Here is a 24409-nt window from a genome sequence, read left to right as displayed (position 1 = left end):
CCCCGATGGAATTTCCCCCCCGGTACGAGGGCCCCCCCCCTGCCCTTTGTGTGGGCCATCCCGGGGGGGGGGGGGGGGGTGGGGGGGGGGGGGGGGGGGGCCCCCCCCCCCCCCCGGCGCGCTGGCCGGACTGCGGGTGATCGCGGACGCCGACGCCACGGTCGACGGGGTGCTGGCCGCACTGCCGTCGGCGTCCACGGTGCACTTCGCCTGTCACGGTGTGAGCGACCCCGACAACCCCTCGAAGAGCCACCTGCTGCTGGCCGACGGACCCCTTGAGGTGCGGGCCGTCAACCGCCACGAACTGCCGTACGCCCAGCTCGCCGTGCTGCTCGCCTGCAACACCTCGCGGACCGACCGGCTCCCGGACGAGGCGATTCACCTGACGTCGGCGTTCCTGACCGCGGGATACCCCCAGGTGATCGGCTCACTGTGGGAGGCGGCGGACCTGGTCTCGGCCGGCCTCGCCCGTCGGCTGTACCGCTCGCTGCGGCGCTACGGCGGCGGCATCGACGTGGGCGACTGCGCCGTCGCCCTGCACGGGGTGGTACGCGAACTTCGCGCTCGCCACGCCGCCTCACCGGCGGCGTGGGCGCCCTACATCCACACCGGCCGGTGAGGCAGTACGCCTTTCCGGCCGCCGATGACGACGGTCGACAGGACCGACAGCGCCACCAGGACCGACAGCACTTCCAGGATCAGCAGCACTTCCAGGATCAGCAAGATCAACAGGAGGCAGTGATGGGTACGTCGGACGGAGCACGACGGATCGGAAGGACGGCCAGGTTCGAGGCATTGGCGGTCCTTGACGCGGTGCTGGCCTGGCGGCTGCCGCCGGATTCGTGGGAGGAGGTCGACGAGCGGATCGCCGTGCTGACGAAAGCGGTCGGCGAGGGCGACACGGTCCTGGTCGGTGAGGTGACGGCGGAGCTGGAGACGAACGGTCGGCGTGTCGGACGGATGGGTCCCCACGGCACTACGGCACCCGACGGCAAGCAGCAGTCGCCGCCCCGGGTGCGTGAACGGGTCGTCGCTCTCATCCACACCCTGGACCCGGCCTCGAAGCCGGCGGGCGGCGGCGGCCAGGCACCGCCCGCGGGCAACGGCAAGGCATGACGTGGCCATGGGTGTGACCGGTCGAGATCTTCCGGCCGCACGGTGAACTGCCGCACAATGGGGGACTGTCCGGGGAGGGCGGCGCGATTATCTCAGTGCTGGTGAACATAGCGATCGGGCTGGTGACGAGCCTCCTGGGCCTCGGCTTCGGCTGGCTGTGGGAGCGGGGCAGGCGGTCCCGCGCACTGAATAGGAAGGCTGCCTTCTTCGGCGTCCGCCCCGGCGAAACCTGCCTCATCGTGCTCAGCAACAAGCACAACGCCCCCGGGACCGCACAGCACCGGGACGTGCGGGCGGTCATCGAACTGGCCATGCTCGCCGGTGAGCTGGGCTGCCGGGTGACCGTCGAGTCCGGAGAGTTCCGCGGCAGCAACGCCGACCGCACGGAGTTCTGTGTCGGCGGACCGATCGGCGACTCGAACATTCGCACCGGCGGCCATCTGGCCGCCCACCTGCCGGGCGTGACCATCCACCCCTACAACGGCGGGCCCGACTCGGTGGCCATCGAGGTCGGAGGTGACCGCTTCCTCTTCGACCGCGGCAATCAGGAGTACGCCCTCGTCGCCAAGTTCACGCCTGCGGAGTCCAGCCGCCCCGTGCTGCTGATATGCGGCCAGACCTCCGCGGCGAACCAGGCGGCCATCAACTTCCTGCGGCGCGAGTACGACCGGCTCGGCAGGGACCTCGTCTCGGTGGACCGCTACTGCATCGTGATCAAGGCATCGCACCTGACGACATACGGAATCCACCGGGCCGCGCTGGAACGGGACGTCTCGGCCACGGCCTTCGGACACGAATGAACGCCCGGCGCGAAGCCGGACGTTCACTCGTCGGGCGGGCGGACCGGCCTTGCGGCCCCTCCCCTTGTCCGCTCAGATGCCCGTGTAGGTGAGGGAGGGATCTTCCTCCTGGAGCGAGACGACGAATCGGCGCATCTTGCGGTTGGCAAGGATGCGCAGGGCGCGCACGTTGCCTTCGGCTTCGAGCCGGATCTTCCGGCATTCCCCCCGGTCCCAGATGAGGAGGTGGACCGACAACCGCTCGGTGCTCTCTCCCCGGCTCACGAGTTCGGCCGTCAGCGCGAGGTCCGGCATATCGGTGTGGTGGATGCCGAGCGGTGAACCACCGCTCTCCGTGAACGTCGTGGCGATTCCGGTGTTGTTCTCCCCGAACCAGTTCGCTCGCATATCCGTGCGGAACAAGGCCGCTGCGTCCTCCACGGAGGCCGTGGTGGATATATCCACCGGCTGCTTGGTCATCTGCTCAACTCCCCGATGTGAACCCCGTGGTGCCGTGGGGGCGGTGCTCTTGTGCGGGAACTGCGTTCCGCCACGACCTTCTCACTGAAACGGAACCGCGGTGGGTTTTGTTGCACGGTTTCCGGAAGTACGGGAGCGGTTACCGTGACGTGCGGCGTTTTCGGTCGGCCGGTCAGAGGCTCGGCGCGGAGAAGGGAATGAACGGCATGAGCTCGTCGGCGACCCAATGGGCCGGGACTTGTAATGCCTCGCCGATCCGCAGATAGAGTTCGTACTGCGTCGCGGCGCCGAACCAGTCGAACCGGCAACCGGCCGGATCGCGGCCCCGACCGCATGCCTCGACCACCGCCACGCAGCCGTCCTGGACATCGGCCCTGGCGTACACGGTCTCGGCGTGAGGTCCGGCCGACATCCGGGCGACCGGGCGCAGTTCCCCTGTTGCCAGCGGTGGGAGAGCCGCCCCCGGCGCCGGGGGCGGTCGGCCGACGAGCCAAGGCTCGTCGGGTCCGCGGTGCAGTCGCCAGAACTCGCGATCCCCTGCGGACATGCGGTTGCCGGGTACCCCGCGAGCTCGGAAGAACTCCAGCGCGTCCATCCGCAAGGCGTCGTAGCAGGGATGCGCGAAGTCCGGGCCGAGCAGGTTCCAGACCGTCCTGGCCGCTCCGAAGAGCGCGAAGCCGCCTGCCGGTATGACGGCCGCGGCCAGTTGAGTGGTGAACCGGTCACTGTCGGACTGGGCGAATTCCAGAAACGGCGCCTGTAGTTCGCTCCACACCAGATCAGCGCCGAATTCGATCCCCGTGGCATCGAATTCGAAACGGCCGAACCGCTCCATCCGCAGAACGACATCGGCCGGGAGCCGTGAGGAGCCTGTGGCGTCCGAAGCGACTTTCATGATCCCTCCCTGCTTCGACCGTGCCGTCCACGGCGACGTGGGCCGCGAACCGGTCCGCGTGTCCGGTCGATACGTGTCCGGCGGCAGTACGTGTCTAGCAACGGACGGAGAATGGGCACAATGGTTCTCCGGCGTACCCGGACGATCTCCGGAGAACTCCGCACGGCACCGGCACCGGCCGCCGGGCGCTCCCAGGCCACCGGGCGTTGTGCCAGACTCGGCGGTGGCAGCAGGCGGCGAAAGGGAGTTCGGGGCATGGGCCGTCCGCAAAAGGAACTGCCTCCCGACGGTTCGCCCGTCACGCTGTTCGCGTTCTGGCTGCGAGATCTGCGTCGGACCGCGGGACTGACCTTCGACCAACTGTCCCGTCACACCGGGTACGGTCGCACCACCATGACCGACGCGCTCCGCGGGGACTCGCACCCGACGCTCCCGGTGACGATGGCGATCGTCGGCGCCTGCGGCGGCGACATCGACAAGTGGGGCGCGTTCTGGGCCGAGGTGCACCGCGCCCTGGACAAGGACGCCGTGCCCGGGACTGTCATCGTCTCGCCGCCCCCCTGGACCCCGTCGATCGCGGGCGGGGCGCACGGCGAACTCTGTCCGAGCGGCTGCGCCCGTACCGATCCGCACGGCTGGTACACCGAGTCGGTCGAGACCCGGCTGCGTCTGGACACCGTGACACCCGAGGCGGTGGAGCGGCGGGTCATCGTCGCCACCTGCGACGGCCTCGCCGAGATCCCGGTCGCGTTCAGCGTGCCGCGCCGCACCGACGACGAGGCCGACGGCCACGGTCTGGAGGTCTCTGTCCTCGACGGCGGCCGCCTCGATCTGCCCGAACACCCCTACGAGAGCTTCTTCCAACAGCGGCTGATCCTCCCGACCCCGCTGCGCACAGGTGCCCGCCACACGTACACGCTCCGGCTGCGCATCCCCCAGGACCAGCCGATGGCACCGCACTTCGTCCATGTCCCGCTGACCCGCAGCGAACGCTTCAGCCTGCGGGTGCGCTTCGCCCCCGGACGTCCGCCGCTGTCCGTCTGGCAGTTGAGCCGAGTCCCGACCGCCGTCATCTACCAGCGAGCGCCGGGGACATCCCTCCTGCGCCCCGACCGGCAGGGCACGGTGGCAGTGGAGTTCGACGCGATGCGGGTGGGATACGGCTACGGACTGTGCTGGCAGGACGGACCCGCCCCTGCCGCACCCGAGCCCGAGCCCGAAGTGCCGCCCGGCTACTGAGAGATCGGCGCGTCCGGCAGTTTGGCGCTGATCCGGGCGGCGTCCGGGTGGTGCAGGGTTCGCAGCACATCGAGCGCTTCGCGTCGCAGCGCGTACGCGTCGCGGTCGTGGCCGAGCGCGGCGTGCGCGTCCGCCAGATGGTCGAGGGCGTGCGCCTCGCGGTAGCGGTCGCCCACCGCCCGGTCGAGAGCCAGGGACCGTTCATAGGTGCCGATCGCCGCCGCGTGCCGGCCCGAACTCTGCTCGGCCCGCCCGGTGGTGAGCAGGATCGCCGCCTGGCCGTCCAGATGGCCGAGTTCCGCGTACAGGTCGAACGCCCGGCGGCCGTGTACCAGCGCCGCCGCGTGGTCCCCCGAGCGTTCCTGCTCCTGGGCCAGGGCGCTGAGGCCATCTGCCAACGGCAGCGGATCCGCGGTCCGCTCGGCCATCGCCAGCGCGAGCCGGGCCTGCGGGAGCGCCCGCCGGTGGTCGCCGCGCGCGGCGTACACCCGCACCAGGGACAGCCGCACCTGGCGCGCGCCGTCGTCATCACCCAGCCGGCGGCATTCGCGCAGCGCCTCGTAGAGCAGCGACAGGGCTTCGTCGGACCGGTCGAGGCGGGAGAGGGCGTCCGCCAGTCGGCGGGTGGCCGACGCCCAGGCCCGGCGGTCCCCGGCCTTCGCGGCCGCGTCCCGGGCGATTTCGTGCACCAGACCGCGCTGGAACCGCCGCCCCGAGCGACGCAGATAGACCGCGCACGCCTGGGCGAGGCGCCAGGTGTACGACTCCAGCCCCTCGCTCCGCGCGGCCAGCGCGATCACCGCCTGTAGCGTGCCCAACTCGGCCTCGAACCACGCCATGGCCGCCGCGTGATTCTCAACGGGCGGTTCGGTGCCAGTCGGCTCGACCGGAGTGCGCCGCCACGGTTCGAGGCGGCGGTCCGCCAGTCGCGCGGCACTCAGATAGTGCCGCAGCAGCCGCTCGACGGCGGTGGCGCGCTCGGCGGCCGGGCCGTCGTCCGCCAACTCCTGCGCGTACAGCCGCAACAGGTCGTGCAGTACATACCGGCCCGGCGCGTGCTGCCGCACCAGATGGGCGGCGGTGAGCGCGTCGAGCAGTTCGTCCGGCGGCGCCTGTTCACCGAGCAGCGCCGCGCACGCGGTCGCGTCGAGGTCAGGGCCGGGGTGGCAGCCGAGCAGCCGGAACAGCCGCGCCACGGGCGGTGGCAGCAGGGCGTACGAACCCTGGAAGACCGACCGCAGGTTGACGTCCGCGTCCTTGAGCTCCAGGATGCCCAGCCGCGCGTTGGCCTGCCGGAGCCGTGCGACGAAAAGACCGATCGAGCCCTTGGGCTCCAGCGCCGCCCTCGCGCCGGCAACGCTCAGGGCCAAGGGCAACCGGGCGCACAGGTCCACGAGTTCGTCAGCGGCCCGTGGTTCGTCCGCCAGCCGGTCGGCTCCGATCTGCCCTTCCACCAGGGCCCGGGCGGCATACCGCGGCAGCACGTCCAGGGTGACCCGGAACGCCCCGTCCCGTACCACCAGTCCGTCGAGGCGGTTGCGGCTGGTGACGATCACCAGCGATCCCGGCCCGCCCGGCAGCAGCGGGCGAACCTGATCGGCCGAGCGCGCGTTGTCGAGGACCACCACCACCCGACGGCCCGCCAGCACGGTACGCAACAGACCGGCGGCGGCGGTCTCCCTGGCCGGGATCGCGTCGGGCGTCACGCCCAGCGACTGCAACAGGTCGTACAGCGCTTCCGCGGGGGACATGGGCGCTCCCGAGTCGAAGCCCCGCAGATTCAGGTGGAGTTGACCGTCGGGAAAGTGCTCCTCCACCCGGCGTGCCCAGTGCAGCGCCAGGGATGTCTTGCCGACTCCCGCAGTGCCCTCGATGGTGGTGATCACCACCGGCCGGACCGCCGCGACCGGATCAGGCTCCAGTAACCCGTCAAGCCGCCGCAGTTCGGGCTCCCGGCCGACGAAATTCCGCAGAGACGGGGGAAGTTGGTGGGGCACGCGGGAGGACGGTGGCGGACCGCTCGTGCCGACGGTCGCTCTGGCCGCGGCGGGGCGGAGCCTCCGGGCCGCTTCGGCGCGGTCCCGGAGCGTGCTCAGCCGACCGGCTTCCGGGCCGCCGACGCCGAGTGCGACCAGCAGTTCGTCGAAGACGCCCACCCCCGCGAGCGTCGTCCCGTTGAGGTAGGCGTACAGACTGCTCGGCGAGACGTTCAGCCGTCTGGCCAGTTCGGTCCGGTCCAACGCGCGGCCGAGCCGCTTCTCGGCGCGGACCACGGCATGGGCCAACTCGACGGCCAGCCGCTGCCTGAGCGCCGACGGGTCCTCATCCGTCGCCGGGGTCCGATCCCCTGCCACCGCTTTCCCTCCGTACCGGCCCTACGCCTTGGCGGACGTGGCTGACGTGCACACCCGTACGGCGTGCCCGCCGCGTGTCTCGTACCCGGATCGTGACGCATACGACCCGTGCGGATTCGTACCGCGCCTCCAGACTTGTCCAGTGTCTTCCAGAGCGGCCGGGAGTGCTGAGGATCCGCGTGTTCCGGTGGGGTCCGACACCGGCGGCGCGCTGTTCGCCGGGCCGGCCCGGGAGGACGACAGCCATGCAGACTCACTGAGGACACACACCGGAAGACCCCGGCACGACCGTCGGTTCAGGACTCCTGGGGCCGGCCGTCCACCTCCGCGCACCGCAGCACGTGGGCGGCGGCCGTGCCCCACGTCACTCTTTCAGCCATCGCCTTGCGCAGGCGGGCGGCCCGGGCGAAGGCGCTCGGCCGGTCGAACATCACCGAGTTGATGGCCCGTTCCCACGCGGCGGCGTCCGCCGCCAGCCGCTTCTCATAACCGTCCACGTCAACGACGACCTGCTCCGCCTCCGCGGGCAGGATCTCGCGAAGCAGCATGCCCAGCCCGCTGCGGCCGCTCACAAGAACCGGCACCCCGGCCACGATCGCCTCGAGCGCCACCAGACCGAACGCCTCGGCTCGGGACGGCATCAGCACCAGACTGGCCCGCCGCACATCCCTGCGGATCTTCTCCTGGTCTTCTGTATAGGTCCGCACCTTGACGTCGATGGCCGGATGGCCGATCAAGTCCTTCGCGTACTCGCTCAGGCTGCGGGAGGTGTCCTCGGGCGCGCCGCGGACCAGCAGTTCCCAGTGTCCGGGCCCGGACCTCGGCGGTACCGCTTTCTCCAGTGCCCGGCAGGCGATGTCCAGCCCCTTCAACTGCGCATCCTTCAGGCGCCCCATGAACAGGATCTGCGTCCGACCGGAGCGCGGTCCGTCCACCGGGTCGGCCTCGCCGTCGAATCCGGGGTCGATGCGCTGTATCGGGGGCAGGTCCCGGTATCCCGGCAGACCTCGCTCCCGTTCCAGCAGTTCCTCGAGGCGCGGTCCCACCGGCATGATGCGGGCGGCACCTCGGCACAGGTCGAACTCCAACTCCGTGAGGGCCTCGGCGCGGGCACCCACGTCGTCACCCTCGTCTTCCTTGGACCATTCCGCCTGGTCCGGCTCGACATGGAGGAAGTGCAGCCGCCGCGCCCCCCTGAAATGGTCCTCCGCCTGTGCCTGCGCCGCAGGTCCGCTGACCCTGCCGTGCCCGATGACGAGGTCCGGCACGACTCCCTCCGGCAATTCGGCGCGACGCATCAGCGACTGCCGCCCGGTACGGCCCGGCCGGGCCGCGGCGAGCAGACGCACCCCGTGCTCCTCCGCGTCGGCCTGTTCCTTGGCGGTGAAATTCTCCACCAGCACGTGGACTTCGGCGCCCGCCGCCGTCAGCGCCAGGCACAGCCCTCGGTTGAACGCCGTCAGGCCGCCATGTGCGGGAAACCACTCGTCGGTCACCGCGAGCACCCGCACGGGGCAGCCGTCCGGCCGCGTCGGCGCCGTCGCCGCGACCGGCGCCAACTCCGCCGACGGTTCCGATTCGTCGTTGTCCGGCGGCGGTTGCCGTGCGCCCTGACGCTCGGCGGTTTCCGTTACGGGCAGGCTGTCGGTCGTCTCCACGCGCGTGATGCCGTCCTCAAGAAGTTGGACGAACCAGTCGACGACCTCGCGGTCGTCGTCCAGCACGTCGGTGTCGGTCACATCGCCGCCGTGTGCCTCGCGGCTCCGACGCAGGGCCAGTCGCGCGTTGGTCCACGTGACGTCCACGGTGTGCCGGAGGGCGCGCAGTGCCCGCGCCGGATCGCCGAGCGGCAGTTCGCCGATCCCGCCGCCGTAGGGGAGCCGTACCAAGGCCCGCAGACCCGTGTCGCCGCCGTCGATGGAGGAGAGCCTTTTGTGGACCCGCAGTTGATGCCGGACAGCGGCCATATGCATCAGGTAGCTGACGAACGGCGGCATCTCGGCACTGCTGTCGGCCGACCACGCCCAGGCACCGAGGAAGGCGTCCTGCTCCGGATGCCCGAGCAGGAGGAGCCGGCGCAGGTACCGGTCGTCGTCCTCGCGCTCCGGTTCCAGCAGGTCCAGCCCGCCGACCGCCCCGCCCGGCTGCTTGCCGACCAGCAGCACCACGGCGCCCAGGCAGCTGGCGTCGAGCGGGCCGAGCACGTCGGCGGCCCGCTGCTCCAACTCCGGCCAGGCACGGTCCTCGCGCGCCCCGAGCAGCAGCGACAGATTCAGTACGGCACCGTGACGTCGCACGATCGCCTGGTCGAGGCCCCCGGGCGACTGGACGGCAGCCACCGTCACCGAGCCGTGCAGCGCCGCGTCCGGCAGCACCTCCGGGATCTCGGTGGGTGCCGTCGCCCACACCGGCTGGTTCGCGCCCTGGAGGGCACGGAAGCGCTGCCACATCACGCGGACTGCGGTCGGCCAGACGTCGGCACGCGGCGCGTCGAGCGGCACGAAGACGTGGGCCACGACTTCCTGTTCCGTCACGGCGCGTTCGTGCACTCGGTCGTTCGCCCCCGGGCTGCGTGCCGTACTCACTACGGTAAGTCCCCGCATTCTACTGACGGTTCGGCCGTGTCGAGGACCTCTCGGGCTACGTGCTCAACTGCTGTCGACCGTATCGGTGTTCAACACCACAAGCGTGGCGGCCGACGCCGGTACGAACAAGGACACCGACCCGGCCGGACTGAACCTGGTCACGACCACCGCGTACGACGCCCAGGGCCGCGCCATCAAGGCCACCCTGCCCAAGTCCGCGGGCACCGACGCGGGGCCACCGTCACGACCTACTGTTCCGCTGTGGCGGGGGGGCTTCGGCATGATCGAATCCACGATTCCGTGGCCCGCTGTCAAGGCTGTTGCCTACGCGCTCCGTTGGGGACTGTGGGCAATCACGGCCAAGGCGTCCCACGCGGCAGTGCGAGCACGCTGTGTCACCTTCGTCACAGATCTCCCCACCGGATTCTGGCGAATCAACGAACGGAAGTGCTGATCGATGCCTAGACCTGTCCGGATCACTATCCCGGCGCTTATCGCCCTATTGCTCGCGGCCGTAATGATCGAAGCGATAAGCCACTCTTCGTGGCCCATTGTGGCCCTCATGGGCGTCGGTATAGGCTTTATGGCCATCGATATCGTAAGAGCGCTGCGGGACAACCGTCACGAGTAGGAACTCGCGACGAGCGCTGTCGCGTCAAGCAGCCGCACAACTCGTCCCCCCTTGGGGAACACAGCCCGCTAGGTCCTCCCTTCAGGGAGGGCCTAGCAAACCCCATTCCCGAGGGCAGCGCCAACGCCTGCGAAAGATCTTCCGTGCGGCACCCTTGGGCGTGCGGATTTCCGCAGGGTCGGTGACATTCCTTGTCGTGATGTGCTCGGCCAGTGGCGACCTCCTGGTCGCTCGTCTATTGCCCTGTTCTTTGGTGCTCGGGTTTCGCACCGTGAAGCACTGCCTCAACGGCCGAGCCCCTGCGTGCCTACGCGGAGTCAGGGACTTTCACTCTGTCGGAGGGACTTCCGAGGGACATTCCGCGGTGCAAGCACGGAAGGCTCCGACAGCGCCGAAAGACGGGAACCCCAGCTCAGGCGCTAAAAGCTCAGCACTCGATCACGTTCACCGCGAGGCCACCCCGGGCGGTTTCCTTGTACTTGACCTTCATGTCGGCGCCGGTCTCCTTCATGGTCTTGATGACCTTGTCGAGGGAGACGTGGTGGCGGCCGTCGCCGCGCATGGCCATGCGGGCGGCGGTGACGGCCTTGACGGCGGCCATGCCGTTGCGCTCGATGCAGGGGATCTGGACGAGGCCGCCGACCGGGTCGCAGGTGAGGCCGAGGTTGTGTTCCATGCCGATCTCGGCGGCGTTCTCGACCTGTTCCGTGGAGCCGCCGAGGATCTCGGCGAGGCCGCCGGCCGCCATCGAGCAGGCCGAGCCGACCTCGCCCTGGCAGCCGACCTCGGCGCCGGAGATGGAGGCGTTCTCCTTGAAGAGCATGCCGATCGCGCCCGCCGCCAGCAGGTAGCGCACGACGGCGTCCTCTTGGTCGACGGCGCCGGCGGTCGGCGCCGCGACGAAGTTCAGGTAGTAGTGCAGGACGGCCGGGATGATGCCCGCGGCGCCGTTGGTGGGGGCGGTCACGACCCGGCCGCCCGCCGCGTTCTCCTCGTTGACGGCCATCGCGTAGAGGGTGACCCACTCCATCGCGTGCGCGGCCGGATCGCCCTCGGCGCGCAGCTGGCGCGCCGACTGCGCCGCGCGGCGGCGGACCTTCAGGCCGCCCGGGAGGATGCCCTCACGGGACATCCCGCGCCGCACGCAGGACTCCATCACCCGCCAGATGTCGAGCAGCCCGGCGCGGATCTCCTCCTCCGTACGCCACGCCTTCTCGTTCTCCATCATCAGCGCCGAGATCGACAGCCCCGTCTCGCGCGAGAGCCGCAGCAGCTCGTCCCCGGTGCGGAAGGGGTGCCGCAGCACCGTGTCGTCCAGCTTGATCCGGTCCTCGCCGACCGCGTCCTCGTCCACGACGAAGCCGCCGCCCACCGAGTAGTACGTCTTCTCCAGCAGCGGGGCGCCGTCCGCGTCGTACGCGAACAGCGTCATCCCGTTGGCGTGGTACGGCAGCGACCTGCGCCGGTGCAGCACGATCTGCGTCTGCGGGTCGAAGGCGATCTCGTGCGCCCCGAGCAGGCTCAGCCTGCCCGCCGCGCGCACCGCCGCGACCTCGTCGTCCGCCGTCTCCACGTCCACCGTCCGCGGCGAGTGGCCCGCGAGCCCCAGCAGCACCGCCTTCGGCGTCCCGTGCCCGTGGCCCGTCGCCCCCAGCGACCCGAAGAGCTCCGCCCGGACCGACACGGTGTGCGCCAGCAGTCCCTCGTTCTTCAGCCGGTGCACGAAGATGCCCGCGGCACGCATCGGGCCCACGGTGTGCGAGCTGCTGGGGCCGATGCCCACGGAGAAGAGGTCGAATACGGATATTGCCATGAGGACTCCAGATCTCGAAGGGGCACGGCCCCTTCACGGTTCCTCCGCGGAGGAGGGTTCCCCAGGGGCGCGGGGAACTGCGCGACCAGCCCCCACCGGCGGGTGGTCCGGCGACAACCGGACCGCCCCGCCGGGGCGGGTGGTGACCTGCGGGAGCGCTCCGGCTGAGCACGCGGTTCCTCCGTCGGCCTCCGGCCGGGAGGTGCCCCCCTCGCCCCTACGGGGCTACGCGTAGAGCGGGTGTTTGCGGGTCAGGGCGGCGACCCTGTCCCGGAGAGCCGCGGCGTCGTAACTCGGCTTGAGGGCCGCCGCGATGATCTCCGCCACCTCCCGGAAGTCCTCCGCGTCGAAGCCCCGCGTGGCCAGCGCGGGCGTGCCGATGCGCAGCCCCGAGGTGACCATGGGCGGCCGGGGGTCGTTGGGGATCGCGTTGCGGTTGACGGTGATGCCGACCGAGTGGAGGCGGTCCTCGGCCTGCTGGCCGTCGAGCGCGGAGTCGCGGAGGTCGACCAGCACCAGGTGGACGTCGGTGCCGCCGGACAGGACGGAGACGCCGACCTCGGTGAGGTCGTCCCGTACCAGCCGCTCGGCGAGGATCTTGGCGCCCTGGAGCGTACGCGCCTGCCGGTCCTTGAACTCGTCGGTGGCGGCGGCCTTGAAGGCGACCGCCTTTCCGGCGATCACGTGCTCCAGCGGGCCGCCCTGCTGACCGGGGAAGACCGCGGAGTTGATCTTCTTGGCCAGCTCGGCCTTGGAGAGGATCACACCGCCGCGCGGGCCGCCGAGCGTCTTGTGGGTCGTGGTGGTGACCACGTCCGCGTACGGCACGGGGGAGGGGTGCAGACCGGCCGCGACCAGGCCCGCGAAGTGCGCCATGTCGACCATCAGGTACGCGCCGACCTCGTCCGCGATCCGGCGGAACTCGGCGAAGTCGAGCTGGCGCGGATACGCCGACCAGCCCGCGATGACGAGCTGCGGCCGGTGCTCCCTGGCCAGCTTCTCGACCTCGGCCATGTCGACCAGACCGGTGTGCTCGTCGACGTGGTAGGCCGCGACCTTGTACAGCTTGCCGGAGAAGTTGATCTTCATACCGTGGGTCAGGTGGCCGCCGTGCGCCAGGTCGAGGCCCAGGATGGTGTCGCCCGGCTTGATCAGGGCGGTCATCGCGGCGGCGTTCGCGGACGCGCCGGAGTGCGGCTGCACGTTCGCGGCCTCGGCGCCGAACAGCGCCTTGACGCGGTCGATCGCGAGCTGCTCGATCACGTCGACGTGCTCGCAGCCGCCGTAGTAGCGGCGGCCCGGGTAGCCCTCGGCGTACTTGTTGGTCAGCACGGAGCCCTGGGCCTCGAGGACAGCGACCGGCGCGAAGTTCTCCGACGCGATCATTTCGAGGGTGGACTGCTGGCGGTGGAGTTCGGCGTCGACCGCGGCGGCGACGTCCGGGTCGAACTCGTGCAGGGACTGGTTCTGCAGCGACATGAGATCTTCCTGGTCAGAAGGTCGATGAATACCGGGGGCCGGCGAACGGCCGGTGACGGCGGGAAGCGAGCCCGCGATGACGGCGGGCCCGGCGGGAAGCGAGCCCGCGATGACGGCCGGGGGCCGGCCCGCCGTGCAGGCCGGGGGACCGGCCCGTGGCGGAGGCCGGAAGGTCAGCCCGCGATGAAGGCGTCGTACTCGGCGGCGGACAGCAGCTCGTCGGTCGCCTGCGGCTCGCGCACCTTGAACAGCCAGCCGTCCGCGAAGGGCGAGGAGTTGATCAGGGCCGGGTCGTCCACGACGTCCTGGTTGATCTCCGTGACCTCGCCGGTGACCGGCGAGTACAGGTCGCTGACGGACTTGGTGGACTCCAGCTCACCACAGGTCTCACCCGCCGTGACGGCGTCGCCCACCGCGGGAAGCTGCACGAACACGATGTCGCCGAGCGCGTCGGCGGCGTGCGAGGTGATCCCGACGGTGACGCCCTCGGCCTCGGGGGCCGACAGCCACTCGTGTTCCTTGGTGTACCGAAGATTCTGGGGGTTGATGCTCATGACGGAATTCTCCCGGATGCGAAGGGGTGCCCGCGCGCGGGGACGGCGCGGTGGGTCGGCTCGACGGACAGGTCCGGTACCGGCCGCACAGGCCCGGTACCAGGTGGCGGTACGAGCGTGTCAGCGCTCACGCTTGTAGAACGGCAGCGCCACGACCCGGTGCGGCTCACGGGTGCCGCGGATGTCGACCGCGACCCCTTCCGTACCGGGCGCGGCATGCGCGGCGTCCACGTACGCCATCGCGATGGGCACGCCCAGGGTCGGGGACGGCGCGCCCGAGGTGACCTCGCCGACCACGGCGCCCGAGGCGTCGGTCACCGCGTACCCCGCGCGCGGCACCCGGCGGCCCTCGGCGATCAGCCCGACCAGCTTGCGCGGCGGGGTGGCCGCCGCCTTCTCCGCCGCGGCCTCCAGCGCCGCCCGGCCCACGAAGTCGCCCGCCTTGTCGAACTTCACGACCCGGCCGAGCCCCGCGTCGAACGGCGTCAGCGCGGTGGTCAGCTCGTGCCCGTACAGCGGCATGCCCGCCTCCAGGCGCAGCGTGTCCCGGCAGGACAGGCCGCACGGTACGAGCCCGGCCGCGGCCCCGGCCTCGGTGAGCGCCTGCCACAGCCGCTCGGCGTCGGCGGGCGCGACGAACAGCTCGAAGCCGTCCTCGCCGGTGTAACCGGTACGGGCGATCAGGGCGGGCACCCCGGCGACCGTGCCGGGCAGGCCCGCGTAGTACTTCAGCCCGTCCAGGTCCGCGTCCGTGACCGACTTCAGGATGCCGGGGGACTCCGGACCCTGGACGGCGAGCAGCGCGTACGCGTCCCGGTCGTCGCGTACGGCGGCGCCCGCGAAACCGGCCGCGCGCTCGGTGACGGCGTCCAGCACCACCTGGGCGTTGGAGGCGTTGGCGACGATCATGAACTCCTGCTCGGCGAGCCGGTACACGATCAGGTCGTCCAGGATGCCGCCGTCGGGTGCGCAGATCATCGTGTAGCGGGCCCTGCCGACCGCGAGCGCCGACAGGTGGCCGACCAGCGCGTGGTCGAGGGCCTCGCCCGCCTGCGGTCCCGTGACGGTGATCTCGCCCATGTGGGAGAGGTCGAAGAGTCCGGCGCGGGTGCGGACGGCGGTGTGCTCGTCGCGCTCGCTGCCGTACCGCAGCGGCATGTCCCAGCCCGCGAAGTCGGTCATGGTCGCGCCGAGCGCGCGGTGCGACGCGTCGAGGGCGGTGTGGCGCGGGGAGGTCGGTGGCTGGCTCATCGGAGGGCTCCCAGAGGGGTGACGGCACGGGACGGACAGGGCGGGCCGGGGCATGCTCGCCCCGGGTCTCCCCATCTGTCATCGGAACCTGAGAGGTTCACCGTGACCCTCGCGGGTCCCGGTTTGCACCTTGGGTGGGGCCGCTCCCCGTCAAGGGAGCCGCCCGCTTTTCAGATCTGCCTCGCCCGCGCGGTATCTGTGCCTGAGAGATTCAAGGGAGGGCTTGCTCCTTCGGCGCCCGGCCCGGTGAGGGGACGGAACTCTCCCGCGCGGCCTCCAACGGCCGGTATGCAAGTTGTGCCGCCAATCATTGCACGCCAGCCGCTAGGGTTTCCGGGCAGGACAGTGGCACATGGGCGGACAAGGGTGGACATGGAGATTCCGGCACCGTACACGGCACCGTACATATGGCCGGCCAACGAGCTGGAAGAGGTGCTCACCGCGAGCCTCGGCAACCCCTCGGCCGCCCCCCGGCTGCTGGAGGTGCTGGGGCGCTCCCATGTCTGGGTGCCGCTGCCGAACGGCGGGGCGCCGGACGCGCCGGGGCTCGACCTGCCCACCGTCGAGCTGGAGGGCGCGACCTATGTGCCCGTCTTCAGCTCCGAGCAGCAGTTCCGGCAGGCCGCCGACGGCATGGCCTGCACCGTCGCGCCCGTCCACGAATTCGCCCGCGGCCTGCCGCCGCTGGTCGGCATCGCCCTGAACCCCGGCGGCGCCGTCGGAGTGCCGCTGCCGCCCGCCGCCGTCGCCGAGCTGTGCCGCGGCGGCGCCGCCGAACGGTACGAGCAGGACGGCACGCCCGGCCGTACGGTCGGCGCCCGCGTACGGCTGTGGGAACCGGACCACGACGACGAGCCGGTGGACTTCCTCGCCACCGCCGCGGGGGAGTTCGCCGTCACCCCGGTCGTGCTGTCCGCCCGTCGCGCGCTGGCCGCCGTGGAGGAGGAGCCGCCCGCGCTCTTCGTCGGGGTCGAGCTGGACCGCTGGCAGGACGTGGACCGCGCCGCGGCCATGGACGCCATCGGCCGCGCCCTCGGCGCCGCGCCGCTGCCCTGGCCCGTCCACCTGATTCTGCTGGACGTCGCACAGGACCCGGTCGCGGACTGGATGCTGGAGACCGTACGGCCGTTCTTCACGCGGGACTGAACCGGACCGAACCGGACTCATCGGGACCGAACGGGACCGACCGGCGGGAGGCCGTACGGCATGGGTGGGGATCCAGGACGTGACCTGGTTTGATGGCGGGCGGCGCACAGGTGTGCGCCGGGCAGACCGAACGAGGGGAAGGGGCGGTCCCACGTGATCGCGGGCGCGCAAGGCGGTGCGGCGGCGGCCGGCCATGTGGAGCAGATGCTGCTCCAGGTGGCGCCCGGTCGCTTCGACGCATACGAGAACCTGCTCGCGTCGCTGGCCGAGGGCCAGGTGTGGATGCTGCTCTGGCACGGCGCGCCCGGTTCGGCCGATGCCCAGTACGGCAACCTCCGGATCGGCGGTCACGGCTATGCGCCGTGCGTCACCTCGCCGCGTGAGCTGGCCGCCAGCGGCTGGACCCGGGAGTACGAGGTCGTCTCGGGGCGCGACATCGCCCTGACCCTCTTCCCCGACCGCTGGGGCCTCTGGCTCAACCCGCACGCGCCGGGCGGCGGGGTCGGGGTGCCCTGGCTCGACCTGCGCCGGATCGCCGCCGGGCTGGACCTGCTGCCCGCCGGGCCGCTCCAGATCGGCGAACCCTCGCTACAGATTCCGCAGTTCTACGCTCTGCTCGCGCAGGCCGCGCACCGCACGCCCGCCGTGCGCGCCCTCCGGCGCGCCTGGGTCCAGCCCACCCTCGGCGAGCCCTATCTCGCCATCGGCGTCGAGGTCTACGACGACTCTCCGCAGTCCGTCGAGTCCGTCCGCCTCATGATGCAGCAGTCCGTGGCCGGTGTCCCCGACGGTCTGCCCGTCTCCACCGTCGCCATGGCCGACGCCTACGATCCCGTCGCCATGTGGATGCGCGCCAACGGGCAGCCCTTCTTCGACCGCGAAGCCTTCGCCGGCGGCCCGGCCTGGGGCCCCCGCTAGGGCCTGTCCGGCGGATCCCGAACGGCGATGAGCGACCCTCAGGCGCCGGAATCGTCCAGGGCGGCGGACATCAGGCCGAGCGGCGGACTGCCCAGGGCGAGCAGGGCGGCGTGGAATTCGGGCAAGGTGAAGGAAGCCTTCCGCTTGGCCCGCTCGCGCAGCCGCATGATCTCCAGCTTGCCCCAGGTGTACCGCCCGTAGGCCGCGTCGAAGGTGCCGCGCCGCGCCTCGGCGGAGGCCCCGGCCCGGGCGAGATGGGCGTCGCGCATGAAGAGCCGGGTCGCGTCCTCTAGGGACAGCGCCCCGGTGTGCAGCCCGATGGAACACGTCAGCCGCGTCACGCGGACCAGCGCTTCGAGCGCGACCCCGATGGCGAAGCGCGGGTCCCGCGCCCGGAACCCCTCTTCGAGGCAGACCTCCTCGACGTAGTGCGCCCACCCCTCGGCGAAGGAGAGGCTGTGCAGGACCCGCCGCACCGGCGTCGCGGCCCGCCGCAGCGAGCGGCTGTGCGCGAAGTGCCCGGGAGCGACCTCGTGGACGGTGATCGACGGCAGGCTGGTGCGGCTGAAGACGGTCAGCCACTCCTCGCGCTCCTCGGCCGGCCAGTCCGGCTCCGGCGGAGTGACGTGGTACCAGGACGCGGCATCGGCCTCGGCGGGCGCGGCCCAGCTCATCATGGCCATGGCCCAGCGCCGGGAGGGCGGCGCGGGCCCGACGAGACAGTCCCCGTCCACGTACGGCGCGAGCTTGTGCGCGCGGGTGAAGGCGATCACCTCGTCGGTGAGCCTGGCCGCCTCGGGGATGACGCCGTCGGCGTCGGGGTGGTCGGCCATCAGCTCGGGGAGCAGCTCGTCCACCCGCCGGTGCCGGTCGTACGCGCGGCAGGAGTCGACCAGCAGCTCGGTGAGCCGGGCCCGCTCCCGGTCGGCCTCGACGGCGAGCGCCGACAGGTCGACGCTCAGGCCCTCCTGACTGCCCATCAGCGCGGCCAGCGCGTTGCCGCCGAGCCGGGGGTCGGGGTCGCCGTGCTCGGCGGCCCGCTCGATGTGCGCGACCAGCCGCCCGTGCGCGGCCAGCGCGGCGGCGGTGTCGGGGCTGTCCTCGGCGTCGAGCCCGGCGGCGAGTCCGCGTACGGCGCCCAGCAGCGCGTCCGCGACCGGCGCGCTCACCCGGTCGAGTGACGACACCGCCGCGTCCACGGCCTCCGGCCAGCGCGCCAGATGCTTGCGGCGGGCCTTGGCGCGCTCCCGCCCGGAGGCGTACTCCCGGTCGTAGCAGGCGAGTTCGAGATTGGACAGATGCGGGTACGGGTCGCGCCTGTGCAGCTCCAGCTCCCCGTACTGCACGCGCAGCGCCTCCTCGAAGACCGTCAGGTGCCGGTCGTCGTGGGCGGACTCCAGCGGTCCCGCGGCGCGCTGTGCGCGGGCCATCGCGTCGAGGCCGCGACGGACGCCGTCCGGCGACAGGTCCTGGACGCGGCCGTCGTACTCGTGACGCCCCGCCATTTCCCGTACCACCGGCACCATCAGGTCGCATACCGCACGCAGCCGCTCGTTCACCACACGACCGTACCCCGAGGTACGCGTCGGTAACGGTCGATGAATCACCACATCACAGTTGCGCATCCCTTCGTGGTGAGGGCTGGCGGGTGATCGACACATCGCAGAAGAATCCAGCGGCAAGGGCCTCAGGCCCCCGTTGTCATCTGCACCACCTGCACCGCCTCGTACCAACAGCACTTTCTGCAGAGCCAGTTCATGCATCACGCAATTCATGAGACTCGCACCAGCAGCACGACTGATGAGTAAAGCCGCTACAGCGGCGGGCGCGCGCCGGTTACCCGCCGGCGAGAGGGGTCAGTCACACCATGACCGCACCGATTGAGACCACCCATGGGCAGGCCGAGGCACAGCCGGAAGCCATCCTCAGCGGGGTCGAGCGGAGCCAGATCGAGGGCCGGTCCCTCGGTCAGATCGCCTGGATGCGCTTCAAGCGCGACAAGGTGGCGGTGGCCGGCGGTGTCGTCGTCATCCTGCTGGTGCTGCTCGCGATCCTGGCCAAGCCGATCGAGCACGTCTTCGGCCTCGACCCGACCGCCTTCCACCAGGACCTCGTGGACCCCGTCCGCGTCGCCCCCAAGGGCCCCTTCGGCGGCATGAGCTGGGCCCACCCGCTGGGCATCGACCCGCAGTTCGGCCGTGACCTGCTGGCCCGGATCATCGAGGGCTCATGGGTCTCGATGCTGGTGGCGACCGGCGCGACGATCCTGTCCAACATCATCGGCACCGTCCTCGGCGTCATCGCCGGGTACTACGGCGGCTGGGTCGACAGCCTGATCAGCCGTCTGATGGACACCTTCCTCGCCTTCCCGCTGCTGCTCTTCGCGATCTCGATCTCCGCCTCCCTCCAGGACGGCGCCTTCGGGATGAACGGGCTGCCGCTGCGGATCAGCGTGCTGATCTTCGTGATCGGCTTCTTCAACTGGCCCTACATGGGACGCATCGTGCGCGGCCAGACGCTGAGCCTGCGCGAACGCGAGTTCGTCGAAGCCGCCCGCAGCATGGGCGCCCGCGGCCCCTTCATCCTCTTCAAGGAACTGCTGCCCAACCTGGTCGCGCCGATCCTCGTCTACTCGACGCTGCTGATCCCGACCAACATCCTCTTCGAGGCCGCCCTGAGCTTCCTCGGCGTCGGCATCGCACCGCCCCAGGCCTCGTGGGGCGGCATGCTCAACGACGCCGTCGACCTCTTCTACGCCGACCCGCAGTACATGGTCGTCCCCGGCCTCGCGATCTTCATCACCGTCCTGGCCTTCAACCTGCTGGGCGACGGACTGCGCGACGCCCTCGACCCGCGCAGCAAGTGAACGGCCGCAGCACGCCACGCCGCACCGCCCGTACCGGGTACCAGCCCGCCCGTACCACCGCTGAAACCACGTATATCCATTCGATTTGGAGGCTTTCCTCGGCATGAACAGCAGAAAAGCGACAGCCGCGCTGGCGCTTGCCATGGCTCTGGCCCTGGGAGCATCCGCGTGCAGCAGTGACTCGAAGGACGACAAGGGCGGCAAGAACCCGAGCGGCGGCAGCAGCAAGTCCGCCTCCGGCTCCGACGCCGCGCTCACCTCGATCGTCAACAAGTCCGACAAGAAGGGGGGGACGGTCGTGATGGAGAACTCCGACGTGCCGGACTCCCTGGACATGGGCAACACGTACTACGGCTGGGTGCAGAACTTCTCCCGCCTCTACGCGCGTACCCTGCTCACCTTCAAGCCCGCCGCGGGCAAGGACGGCCTCACCGTCGTCCCCGACCTCGCCACCGGACTCGGCAAGGCCAGCCCGGACGCCAAGACCTGGACGTACACCATCCGGTCCGGCCTGAAGTACGAAGACGGCACGCCGATCACCACCAAGGACATCAAGTACGCGATCGAGCGCAGCAACTTCGCGCCCGAGGCGCTGTCCAACGGCCCGACGTACTTCAAGGCGTACCTCGCGGGCGGCGACAAGTACCAGGGTCCGTACAAGGACAAGAACCCCAACGGGCTCGCGTCCATCGAGACCCCGAACGACACCACGATCGTCTTCCACCTGGCGAAGCCCTTCGCGGACTTCGACTACCTGGCGACGTTCTCGCAGACGGCCCCCGTGCCGCAGGCGAAGGACGACGGCGCCGGTTACGTGAAGCACATCGTGTCGTCCGGCCCGTACAAGTTCTCCTCGTACACCGAGGGCGCGGGCGCCACGCTGGTCCGTAACCCGCAGTGGAGCCAGGCCACCGACCCGGTGCGCAACCCGCTGCCGGACAAGTACACGATCAAGTTCAAGGTCGACGCGGTCACCATCGACAACAACCTGCTGGCGGGCAACACCACGGTGGACTCCGGCGGTACCGGTGTCACCCCGCAGACCCAGGGCAAGGTGCTCGGCCCCAAGTACAAGGGCAGCACCGACGACTCGTACGCCGGCGCCACCGCGTACATGGCGATCAACTCCAAGGTCGCGCCGTTCGACAACATCGAGTGCCGCAAGGCCGTCGAGTACGCGATCGACAAGGTCTCGGTGCAGACCGCGATCGGCGGCAGCGTGAAGGGCGACATCGCCACCACGCTGCTCCCGCCGACCGTCAACGGCTACGCGAAGTTCGACCAGTACCCGACCGAGGGCAACAAGGGCGATGTGGCCAAGGCCAAGCAGGCCCTGAGCGCCTGCGGCAAGCCGGGCGGCTTCACCACCAACCTGACCGCCCGCTCGGACCGTCCGGCCGAGATGGCGCAGGCCACCGCGGTGCAGAACTCGCTCAAGCAGGTCGGCATCACCGCCAACATCAAGAGCTACCCGGCGGGCAAGTACTTCGCCAACTTCGCCGGTGTCCCGAGCTACGTGCACGAGCACCAGCTCGGCCTGATGATGATGGCGTGGGGCGCCGACTGGCCGACCGGCTACGGATTCCTCGACCAGATCGTGGACGGCAGCGCCATCAAGCCCTCCGGCGGCAACAACCTGATGGAGCTGAACGACCCGGCCATCAACAAGGCGCTGTCGGACGCGATCGCCAACACCGACGCGGCCGCCCGTGAGAAGGCCTGGGGCGACATCGACAAGATGGTGCTCGACACCGCCACCGTCGTGCCGCTGATCTACCGCAAGAACCTGCTGTACCGCCCGGAGAGCGCCACGAACGTGACGATCACTCAGGCGTACCTGGGCATGTACGACTACCTGCTGCTCAGCTCCTCCAAGTAAGCGAGAGCACCGAACACCGGAAGGCAGGTGAAGGCATCGGCGTCCGCCGGGACCGGGGTTGACCCCCGGCCCGGCGGACCCGGCGCCGAACCGCTGTGACTGCGTACATCATTCGACGCGTGATCGCCGCGATAATCCTGGTGCTTGTCGTCAGCGCGGTCACTTTCGCGATCTTCTTCCTGGTCCCCAAGATCGGCGGCCAGAGCACGACCCAACTGGCCACCCAGTACGTGGGCAAGGACGCCAACCCCGAGTCGATCGCGGCGGTCAAGAAGAACCTCGGGCTGGACCTGCCGCTCTACCAGCAGTACTGGCACTTCATCAAGGCCATCGTCATGGGCGCGAACTACAAGTTCGGCCCGGACGCGGCGGTCTGCCACCGCCCCTGCTTCGGCTACTCCTTCAAGTCGCACGTCGAGGTGTGGCCGCAGATCAAGACCCGTATCCCGGTGACCTTCTCGCTGGCGATCGGCGCGGCCGTGATCTGGGTGGTCTCCGGTGTCGTCATCGGCGTCATCTCCGCGCTCAAGCGCGGCACGGTCTTCGACCGGATCTCCATGGGCGTGGCCCTGGCCGGTGTCTCACTGCCGATCTTCTTCACCGGCATGGTGCTGCTCGGCCTGTTCTCCTACAAGTGGACGATCTGGGACAACGTCGAGTACGTCGGGTTCACCACCGATCCCGCCCAATGGGCGTGGAATCTGATCCTGCCGTGGATCGCGCTGGCCTTCCTCTACTCCGCGCTGTACGCCCGCCTCACCAGAGCCGGGATGCTGGAGACGATGGGCGAGGACTACATCCGTACCGCGCGGGCCAAGGGCCTGCCGGAGCGGACGGTCGTCGGCAAGCACGCGCTGCGCGCGGCCCTGACCCCGATCGTCACCATCTTCGGCATGGACTTCGGCCTGCTGATCGGCGGCGCGATCATCACCGAACGCGTCTTCTCCTTCCAGGGAGTCGGCGCCTACGCCGTGCAGGGCGTCAAGGACAACGACCTGCCGATCGTGCTCGGCGTGACGATGGTCGCGGCCACCTTCATCGTCTTCTGCAACCTTGTGGTGGACCTGCTGTACGCCGCCATCGACCCCCGCGTGAGGTACTCGTGAGCACCACGGACGGCAGTGCCCCCGACAGCGGCACGTCCGAAGCGTCCGAGGGCGGCGCCGTCGGGTTCGACAAGGCGGCGTCCGTCGTCGGGGAGCCGGTGGCGGACCCCGGCCCGGCCCCCGCGGGGGACGCGTATCTGTCGGTACGTGACCTGCGGATCCACTTCGACACCGACGACGGCCTGGTGAAGTCGGTCGACGGCCTCAGCTTCGACCTCCAGCGCGGCCGTACGCTCGGCATCGTCGGCGAGTCCGGCTCGGGCAAGTCCGTGACGTCGCTGGGCATCATGGGCCTGCACCGCACCTCGCGGGCCCGGATATCCGGCGAGGTCTGGCTGGACGGCGAGGAGTTGGTCGCCGCCGACCCGGACCACGTACGGCGGCTGCGCGGGCGCAAGATGGCGATGATCTTCCAGGACCCGCTCTCCGCGATGCACCCCTACTACACGGTCGGCGCGCAGATCGTCGAGGCGTACCGGGTGCACCAGAAGGTGTCGCGGAAGGTCGCGGCCGAGCGGGCCGTGGAGATGCTGGACCGGGTCGGCATCCCGGAGCCCAGGAAGCGCTTCTCGGACTACCCGCACCAGTTCTCCGGCGGTATGCGGCAGCGCGCGATGATCGCCATGTCGCTGGTCAACAACCCCGAGTTGCTGATCGCCGACGAGCCGACGACCGCGCTCGACGTGACCGTGCAGGCGCAGATCCTGGACCTGATCCGGGACCTGCAAAAGGAGTTCGGCTCCGCGGTCATCATGATCACCCACGACCTCGGAGTGGTCGCCGAGGTCGCCGACGACCTGCTGGTGATGTACGCGGGCCGGGCCGTGGAGCGCGGCACCGCCGAGACGCTGTTCACCGCGCCCCGACACCCGTACACCTGGGGCCTGTTGGGCTCCATGCCGCGTCTCGACCGGGAGCGCCTGGAGCGGCTCAACCCGGTCAAGGGCACCCCGCCCAGCCTGATCAACGTGCCGTCCGGCTGCGCCTTCCACCCGCGCTGCCCGTACGCGGCGCTGACCGGCGGCGCCGCGGAGACGGACGTGCCGGAACTGCGCGAGGTGGGCCCCGGCCACATGGCCGCCTGCCACCTCGGCGAGGCCGACCGCCTCCGGATCTGGACCGAAGAGATCGAACCGAAGCTGTGAAGGGTCAGGAAGAACCCGTGGCCGAGAACCCCTCGCCGGACGAGCCGCCGCAGGACGCGTCCTCGTCGGACGGCACACAGTCGGACGGCACGCCCCCGGACAACGCCGCTGCGGACGACGCGCCCTCGGACAACGCCGCGCCGGACGGCGGCACGTCGTCGGGCAGGCCCTCG

The 24409-nt window shown here is 70.5% G+C and carries 21 protein-coding genes and 2 riboswitches; of the genes, 11 read left to right on the top strand and 10 right to left on the bottom strand.

Translation table 11 applies throughout. The annotated features are described in order from the left end of the window. Positions 1-136 precede the first annotated feature (136 nt). Positions 137-619: a CHAT domain-containing protein gene (locus ACZ37P_RS24030; protein ID WP_467348535.1), complete on the top strand. Its 483-nt coding sequence runs from the start codon at positions 137-139 to the stop codon at positions 617-619. Here the strand turns inward: ACZ37P_RS24030 and ACZ37P_RS24025 are convergent. Beyond that, positions 598-729, bottom strand: a complete 132-nt coding sequence (locus ACZ37P_RS24025; protein ID WP_467348533.1) for a hypothetical protein — start codon at positions 727-729, stop codon at positions 598-600. The two genes, ACZ37P_RS24030 and ACZ37P_RS24025, sit on opposite strands and share 22 nt — an antisense overlap. A gap of 12 nt (positions 730-741) precedes the next feature. On the opposite strand from ACZ37P_RS24025, the gene ACZ37P_RS24020 reads away from it, so the two are divergent. Then, the gene (locus ACZ37P_RS24020; protein WP_391044718.1) at positions 742-1116 is read left to right on the top strand and encodes a CATRA system-associated protein; all 375 of its coding nucleotides are present in this window, start codon (positions 742-744) and stop codon (positions 1114-1116) included. Positions 1117-1217: 101 nt separating this feature from the next. Next, positions 1218-1916: a hypothetical protein gene (locus ACZ37P_RS24015; protein WP_467348531.1), complete on the top strand. Its 699-nt coding sequence runs from the start codon at positions 1218-1220 to the stop codon at positions 1914-1916. Positions 1917-1988: 72 nt separating this feature from the next. On the opposite strand, the gene ACZ37P_RS24010 is transcribed toward ACZ37P_RS24015, so the two are convergent. Both ACZ37P_RS24010 and ACZ37P_RS24005 read right to left on the bottom strand, forming a co-directional pair. Further along, entirely contained in the window at positions 1989-2375 is a 387-nt protein-coding gene (locus ACZ37P_RS24010; RefSeq protein WP_355348019.1) for a hypothetical protein, read from the bottom strand. Positions 2376-2547: 172 nt separating this feature from the next. Then, positions 2548-3270 carry a hypothetical protein gene (locus tag ACZ37P_RS24005; RefSeq protein ID WP_467348529.1) on the bottom strand — a complete coding sequence of 241 codons (723 nt, stop codon included), beginning with the start codon at positions 3268-3270 and terminating at the stop codon, positions 2548-2550. A gap of 255 nt (positions 3271-3525) precedes the next feature. On the opposite strand from ACZ37P_RS24005, the gene ACZ37P_RS24000 reads away from it, so the two are divergent. Beyond that, a complete protein-coding gene (locus ACZ37P_RS24000) occupies positions 3526-4509 on the top strand; it encodes a helix-turn-helix domain-containing protein (protein ID WP_391044724.1) in 984 nt (327 codons plus the stop codon). Here ACZ37P_RS24000 and ACZ37P_RS23995 read toward each other — a convergent pair. Then, positions 4503-6863, bottom strand: coding sequence for an ATP-binding protein (locus ACZ37P_RS23995; RefSeq protein WP_467348528.1), 2361 nt, complete (start codon positions 6861-6863; stop codon positions 4503-4505). The two genes, ACZ37P_RS24000 and ACZ37P_RS23995, sit on opposite strands and share 7 nt — an antisense overlap. Positions 6864-7159: 296 nt before the next feature. After that, positions 7160-9397, bottom strand: a complete 2238-nt coding sequence (locus ACZ37P_RS23990) for a CATRA conflict system CASPASE/TPR repeat-associated protein (RefSeq protein WP_467348526.1) — start codon at positions 9395-9397, stop codon at positions 7160-7162. 136 nt (positions 9398-9533) lie between these two features. Here ACZ37P_RS23990 and ACZ37P_RS23985 point away from each other — a divergent pair, with 136 nt between their 5' ends. Further along, positions 9534-9902 (top strand): hypothetical protein, encoded by a 369-nt coding sequence (locus tag ACZ37P_RS23985; RefSeq protein ID WP_467348524.1) that lies wholly within the window; start codon positions 9534-9536, stop codon positions 9900-9902. A 604-nt stretch (positions 9903-10506) separates the two neighbouring features. On the opposite strand, the gene ACZ37P_RS23980 is transcribed toward ACZ37P_RS23985, so the two are convergent. The 4 genes from ACZ37P_RS23980 to gcvT form a co-directional block, all read right to left on the bottom strand. Beyond that, the gene (locus ACZ37P_RS23980; RefSeq protein ID WP_355348034.1) at positions 10507-11892 is read right to left on the bottom strand and encodes an L-serine ammonia-lyase; all 1386 of its coding nucleotides are present in this window, start codon (positions 11890-11892) and stop codon (positions 10507-10509) included. Positions 11893-12117: 225 nt separating this feature from the next. After that, complete coding sequence (glyA, locus tag ACZ37P_RS23975; RefSeq protein ID WP_355348037.1) at positions 12118-13371, bottom strand: serine hydroxymethyltransferase; 1254 nt, start codon at positions 13369-13371, stop codon at positions 12118-12120. Between the two features lie 173 nt (positions 13372-13544). Continuing rightward, the gene (gcvH, locus tag ACZ37P_RS23970) at positions 13545-13925 is read right to left on the bottom strand and encodes a glycine cleavage system protein GcvH (protein WP_467348522.1); all 381 of its coding nucleotides are present in this window, start codon (positions 13923-13925) and stop codon (positions 13545-13547) included. Positions 13926-14045: 120 nt separating this feature from the next. After that, complete coding sequence (gcvT, locus tag ACZ37P_RS23965; protein ID WP_355348043.1) at positions 14046-15176, bottom strand: glycine cleavage system aminomethyltransferase GcvT; 1131 nt, start codon at positions 15174-15176, stop codon at positions 14046-14048. Between the two features lie 65 nt (positions 15177-15241). After that, a riboswitch (glycine riboswitch) is annotated at positions 15242-15356 on the bottom strand. Beyond that, positions 15357-15454: riboswitch (glycine riboswitch) on the bottom strand. A gap of 94 nt (positions 15455-15548) precedes the next feature. Here gcvT and ACZ37P_RS23960 point away from each other — a divergent pair. Further along, positions 15549-16322, top strand: a complete 774-nt coding sequence (locus ACZ37P_RS23960; RefSeq protein WP_355348046.1) for an enhanced serine sensitivity protein SseB — start codon at positions 15549-15551, stop codon at positions 16320-16322. A gap of 204 nt (positions 16323-16526) precedes the next feature. Further along, positions 16527-17240, top strand: a complete 714-nt coding sequence (locus ACZ37P_RS23955; RefSeq protein ID WP_401306573.1) for an enhanced serine sensitivity protein SseB C-terminal domain-containing protein — start codon at positions 16527-16529, stop codon at positions 17238-17240. A gap of 38 nt (positions 17241-17278) precedes the next feature. Here ACZ37P_RS23955 and ACZ37P_RS23950 read toward each other — a convergent pair whose 3' ends face one another. Then, positions 17279-18799, bottom strand: coding sequence for a DUF885 family protein (locus tag ACZ37P_RS23950; protein WP_467348520.1), 1521 nt, complete (start codon positions 18797-18799; stop codon positions 17279-17281). Between the two features lie 308 nt (positions 18800-19107). Here ACZ37P_RS23950 and ACZ37P_RS23945 point away from each other — a divergent pair, with 308 nt between their 5' ends. The 4 genes from ACZ37P_RS23945 to ACZ37P_RS23930 all read left to right on the top strand — a co-directional run bounded on the left by ACZ37P_RS23945 (position 19108) and on the right by ACZ37P_RS23930 (position 24236). Continuing rightward, positions 19108-20106 carry an ABC transporter permease gene (locus ACZ37P_RS23945; protein ID WP_188283044.1) on the top strand — a complete coding sequence of 333 codons (999 nt, stop codon included), beginning with the start codon at positions 19108-19110 and terminating at the stop codon, positions 20104-20106. A gap of 103 nt (positions 20107-20209) precedes the next feature. Then, a complete protein-coding gene (locus ACZ37P_RS23940) occupies positions 20210-21985 on the top strand; it encodes an ABC transporter substrate-binding protein (RefSeq protein ID WP_355348053.1) in 1776 nt (591 codons plus the stop codon). 95 nt (positions 21986-22080) lie between these two features. Continuing rightward, positions 22081-23091 carry an ABC transporter permease gene (locus ACZ37P_RS23935; RefSeq protein WP_355348056.1) on the top strand — a complete coding sequence of 337 codons (1011 nt, stop codon included), beginning with the start codon at positions 22081-22083 and terminating at the stop codon, positions 23089-23091. A 98-nt stretch (positions 23092-23189) separates the two neighbouring features. Next, the gene (locus ACZ37P_RS23930; protein WP_391161733.1) at positions 23190-24236 is read left to right on the top strand and encodes an ABC transporter ATP-binding protein; all 1047 of its coding nucleotides are present in this window, start codon (positions 23190-23192) and stop codon (positions 24234-24236) included. Positions 24237-24409: the final 173 nt, after the last annotated feature.

It is taken from the genome of Streptomyces sp. NPDC024632 (assembly GCF_055559175.1).
The sequence above is the reverse complement of the archived record's forward strand: the minus strand, read 5'-3'. Positions and strand labels throughout refer to the sequence as shown.

Excerpts from the sequence above, each read along its gene's own strand:
- ACZ37P_RS24010 (WP_355348019.1), bottom strand. The coding sequence starts at position 2,375 with ATGACCAAGCAGCCGGTGGATATATCCACCACGGCCTCCGTGGAGGAC.
- ACZ37P_RS23945 (WP_188283044.1), top strand. The coding sequence starts at position 19,108 with ATGACCGCACCGATTGAGACCACCCATGGGCAGGCCGAGGCACAGCCG.
- glyA (WP_355348037.1), bottom strand. The coding sequence starts at position 13,371 with ATGTCGCTGCAGAACCAGTCCCTGCACGAGTTCGACCCGGACGTCGCC.
- ACZ37P_RS23960 (WP_355348046.1), top strand. The coding sequence starts at position 15,549 with ATGGAGATTCCGGCACCGTACACGGCACCGTACATATGGCCGGCCAAC.
- ACZ37P_RS24000 (WP_391044724.1), top strand. The coding sequence starts at position 3,526 with ATGGGCCGTCCGCAAAAGGAACTGCCTCCCGACGGTTCGCCCGTCACG.
- ACZ37P_RS24005 (WP_467348529.1), bottom strand. The coding sequence starts at position 3,270 with ATGAAAGTCGCTTCGGACGCCACAGGCTCCTCACGGCTCCCGGCCGAT.
- ACZ37P_RS23940 (WP_355348053.1), top strand. The coding sequence starts at position 20,210 with ATGAACAGCAGAAAAGCGACAGCCGCGCTGGCGCTTGCCATGGCTCTG.
- ACZ37P_RS23980 (WP_355348034.1), bottom strand. The coding sequence starts at position 11,892 with ATGGCAATATCCGTATTCGACCTCTTCTCCGTGGGCATCGGCCCCAGC.
- ACZ37P_RS24020 (WP_391044718.1), top strand. The coding sequence starts at position 742 with ATGGGTACGTCGGACGGAGCACGACGGATCGGAAGGACGGCCAGGTTC.
- gcvT (WP_355348043.1), bottom strand. The coding sequence starts at position 15,176 with ATGAGCCAGCCACCGACCTCCCCGCGCCACACCGCCCTCGACGCGTCG.
- gcvH (WP_467348522.1), bottom strand. The coding sequence starts at position 13,925 with ATGAGCATCAACCCCCAGAATCTTCGGTACACCAAGGAACACGAGTGG.
- ACZ37P_RS23955 (WP_401306573.1), top strand. The coding sequence starts at position 16,527 with ATGCTGCTCCAGGTGGCGCCCGGTCGCTTCGACGCATACGAGAACCTG.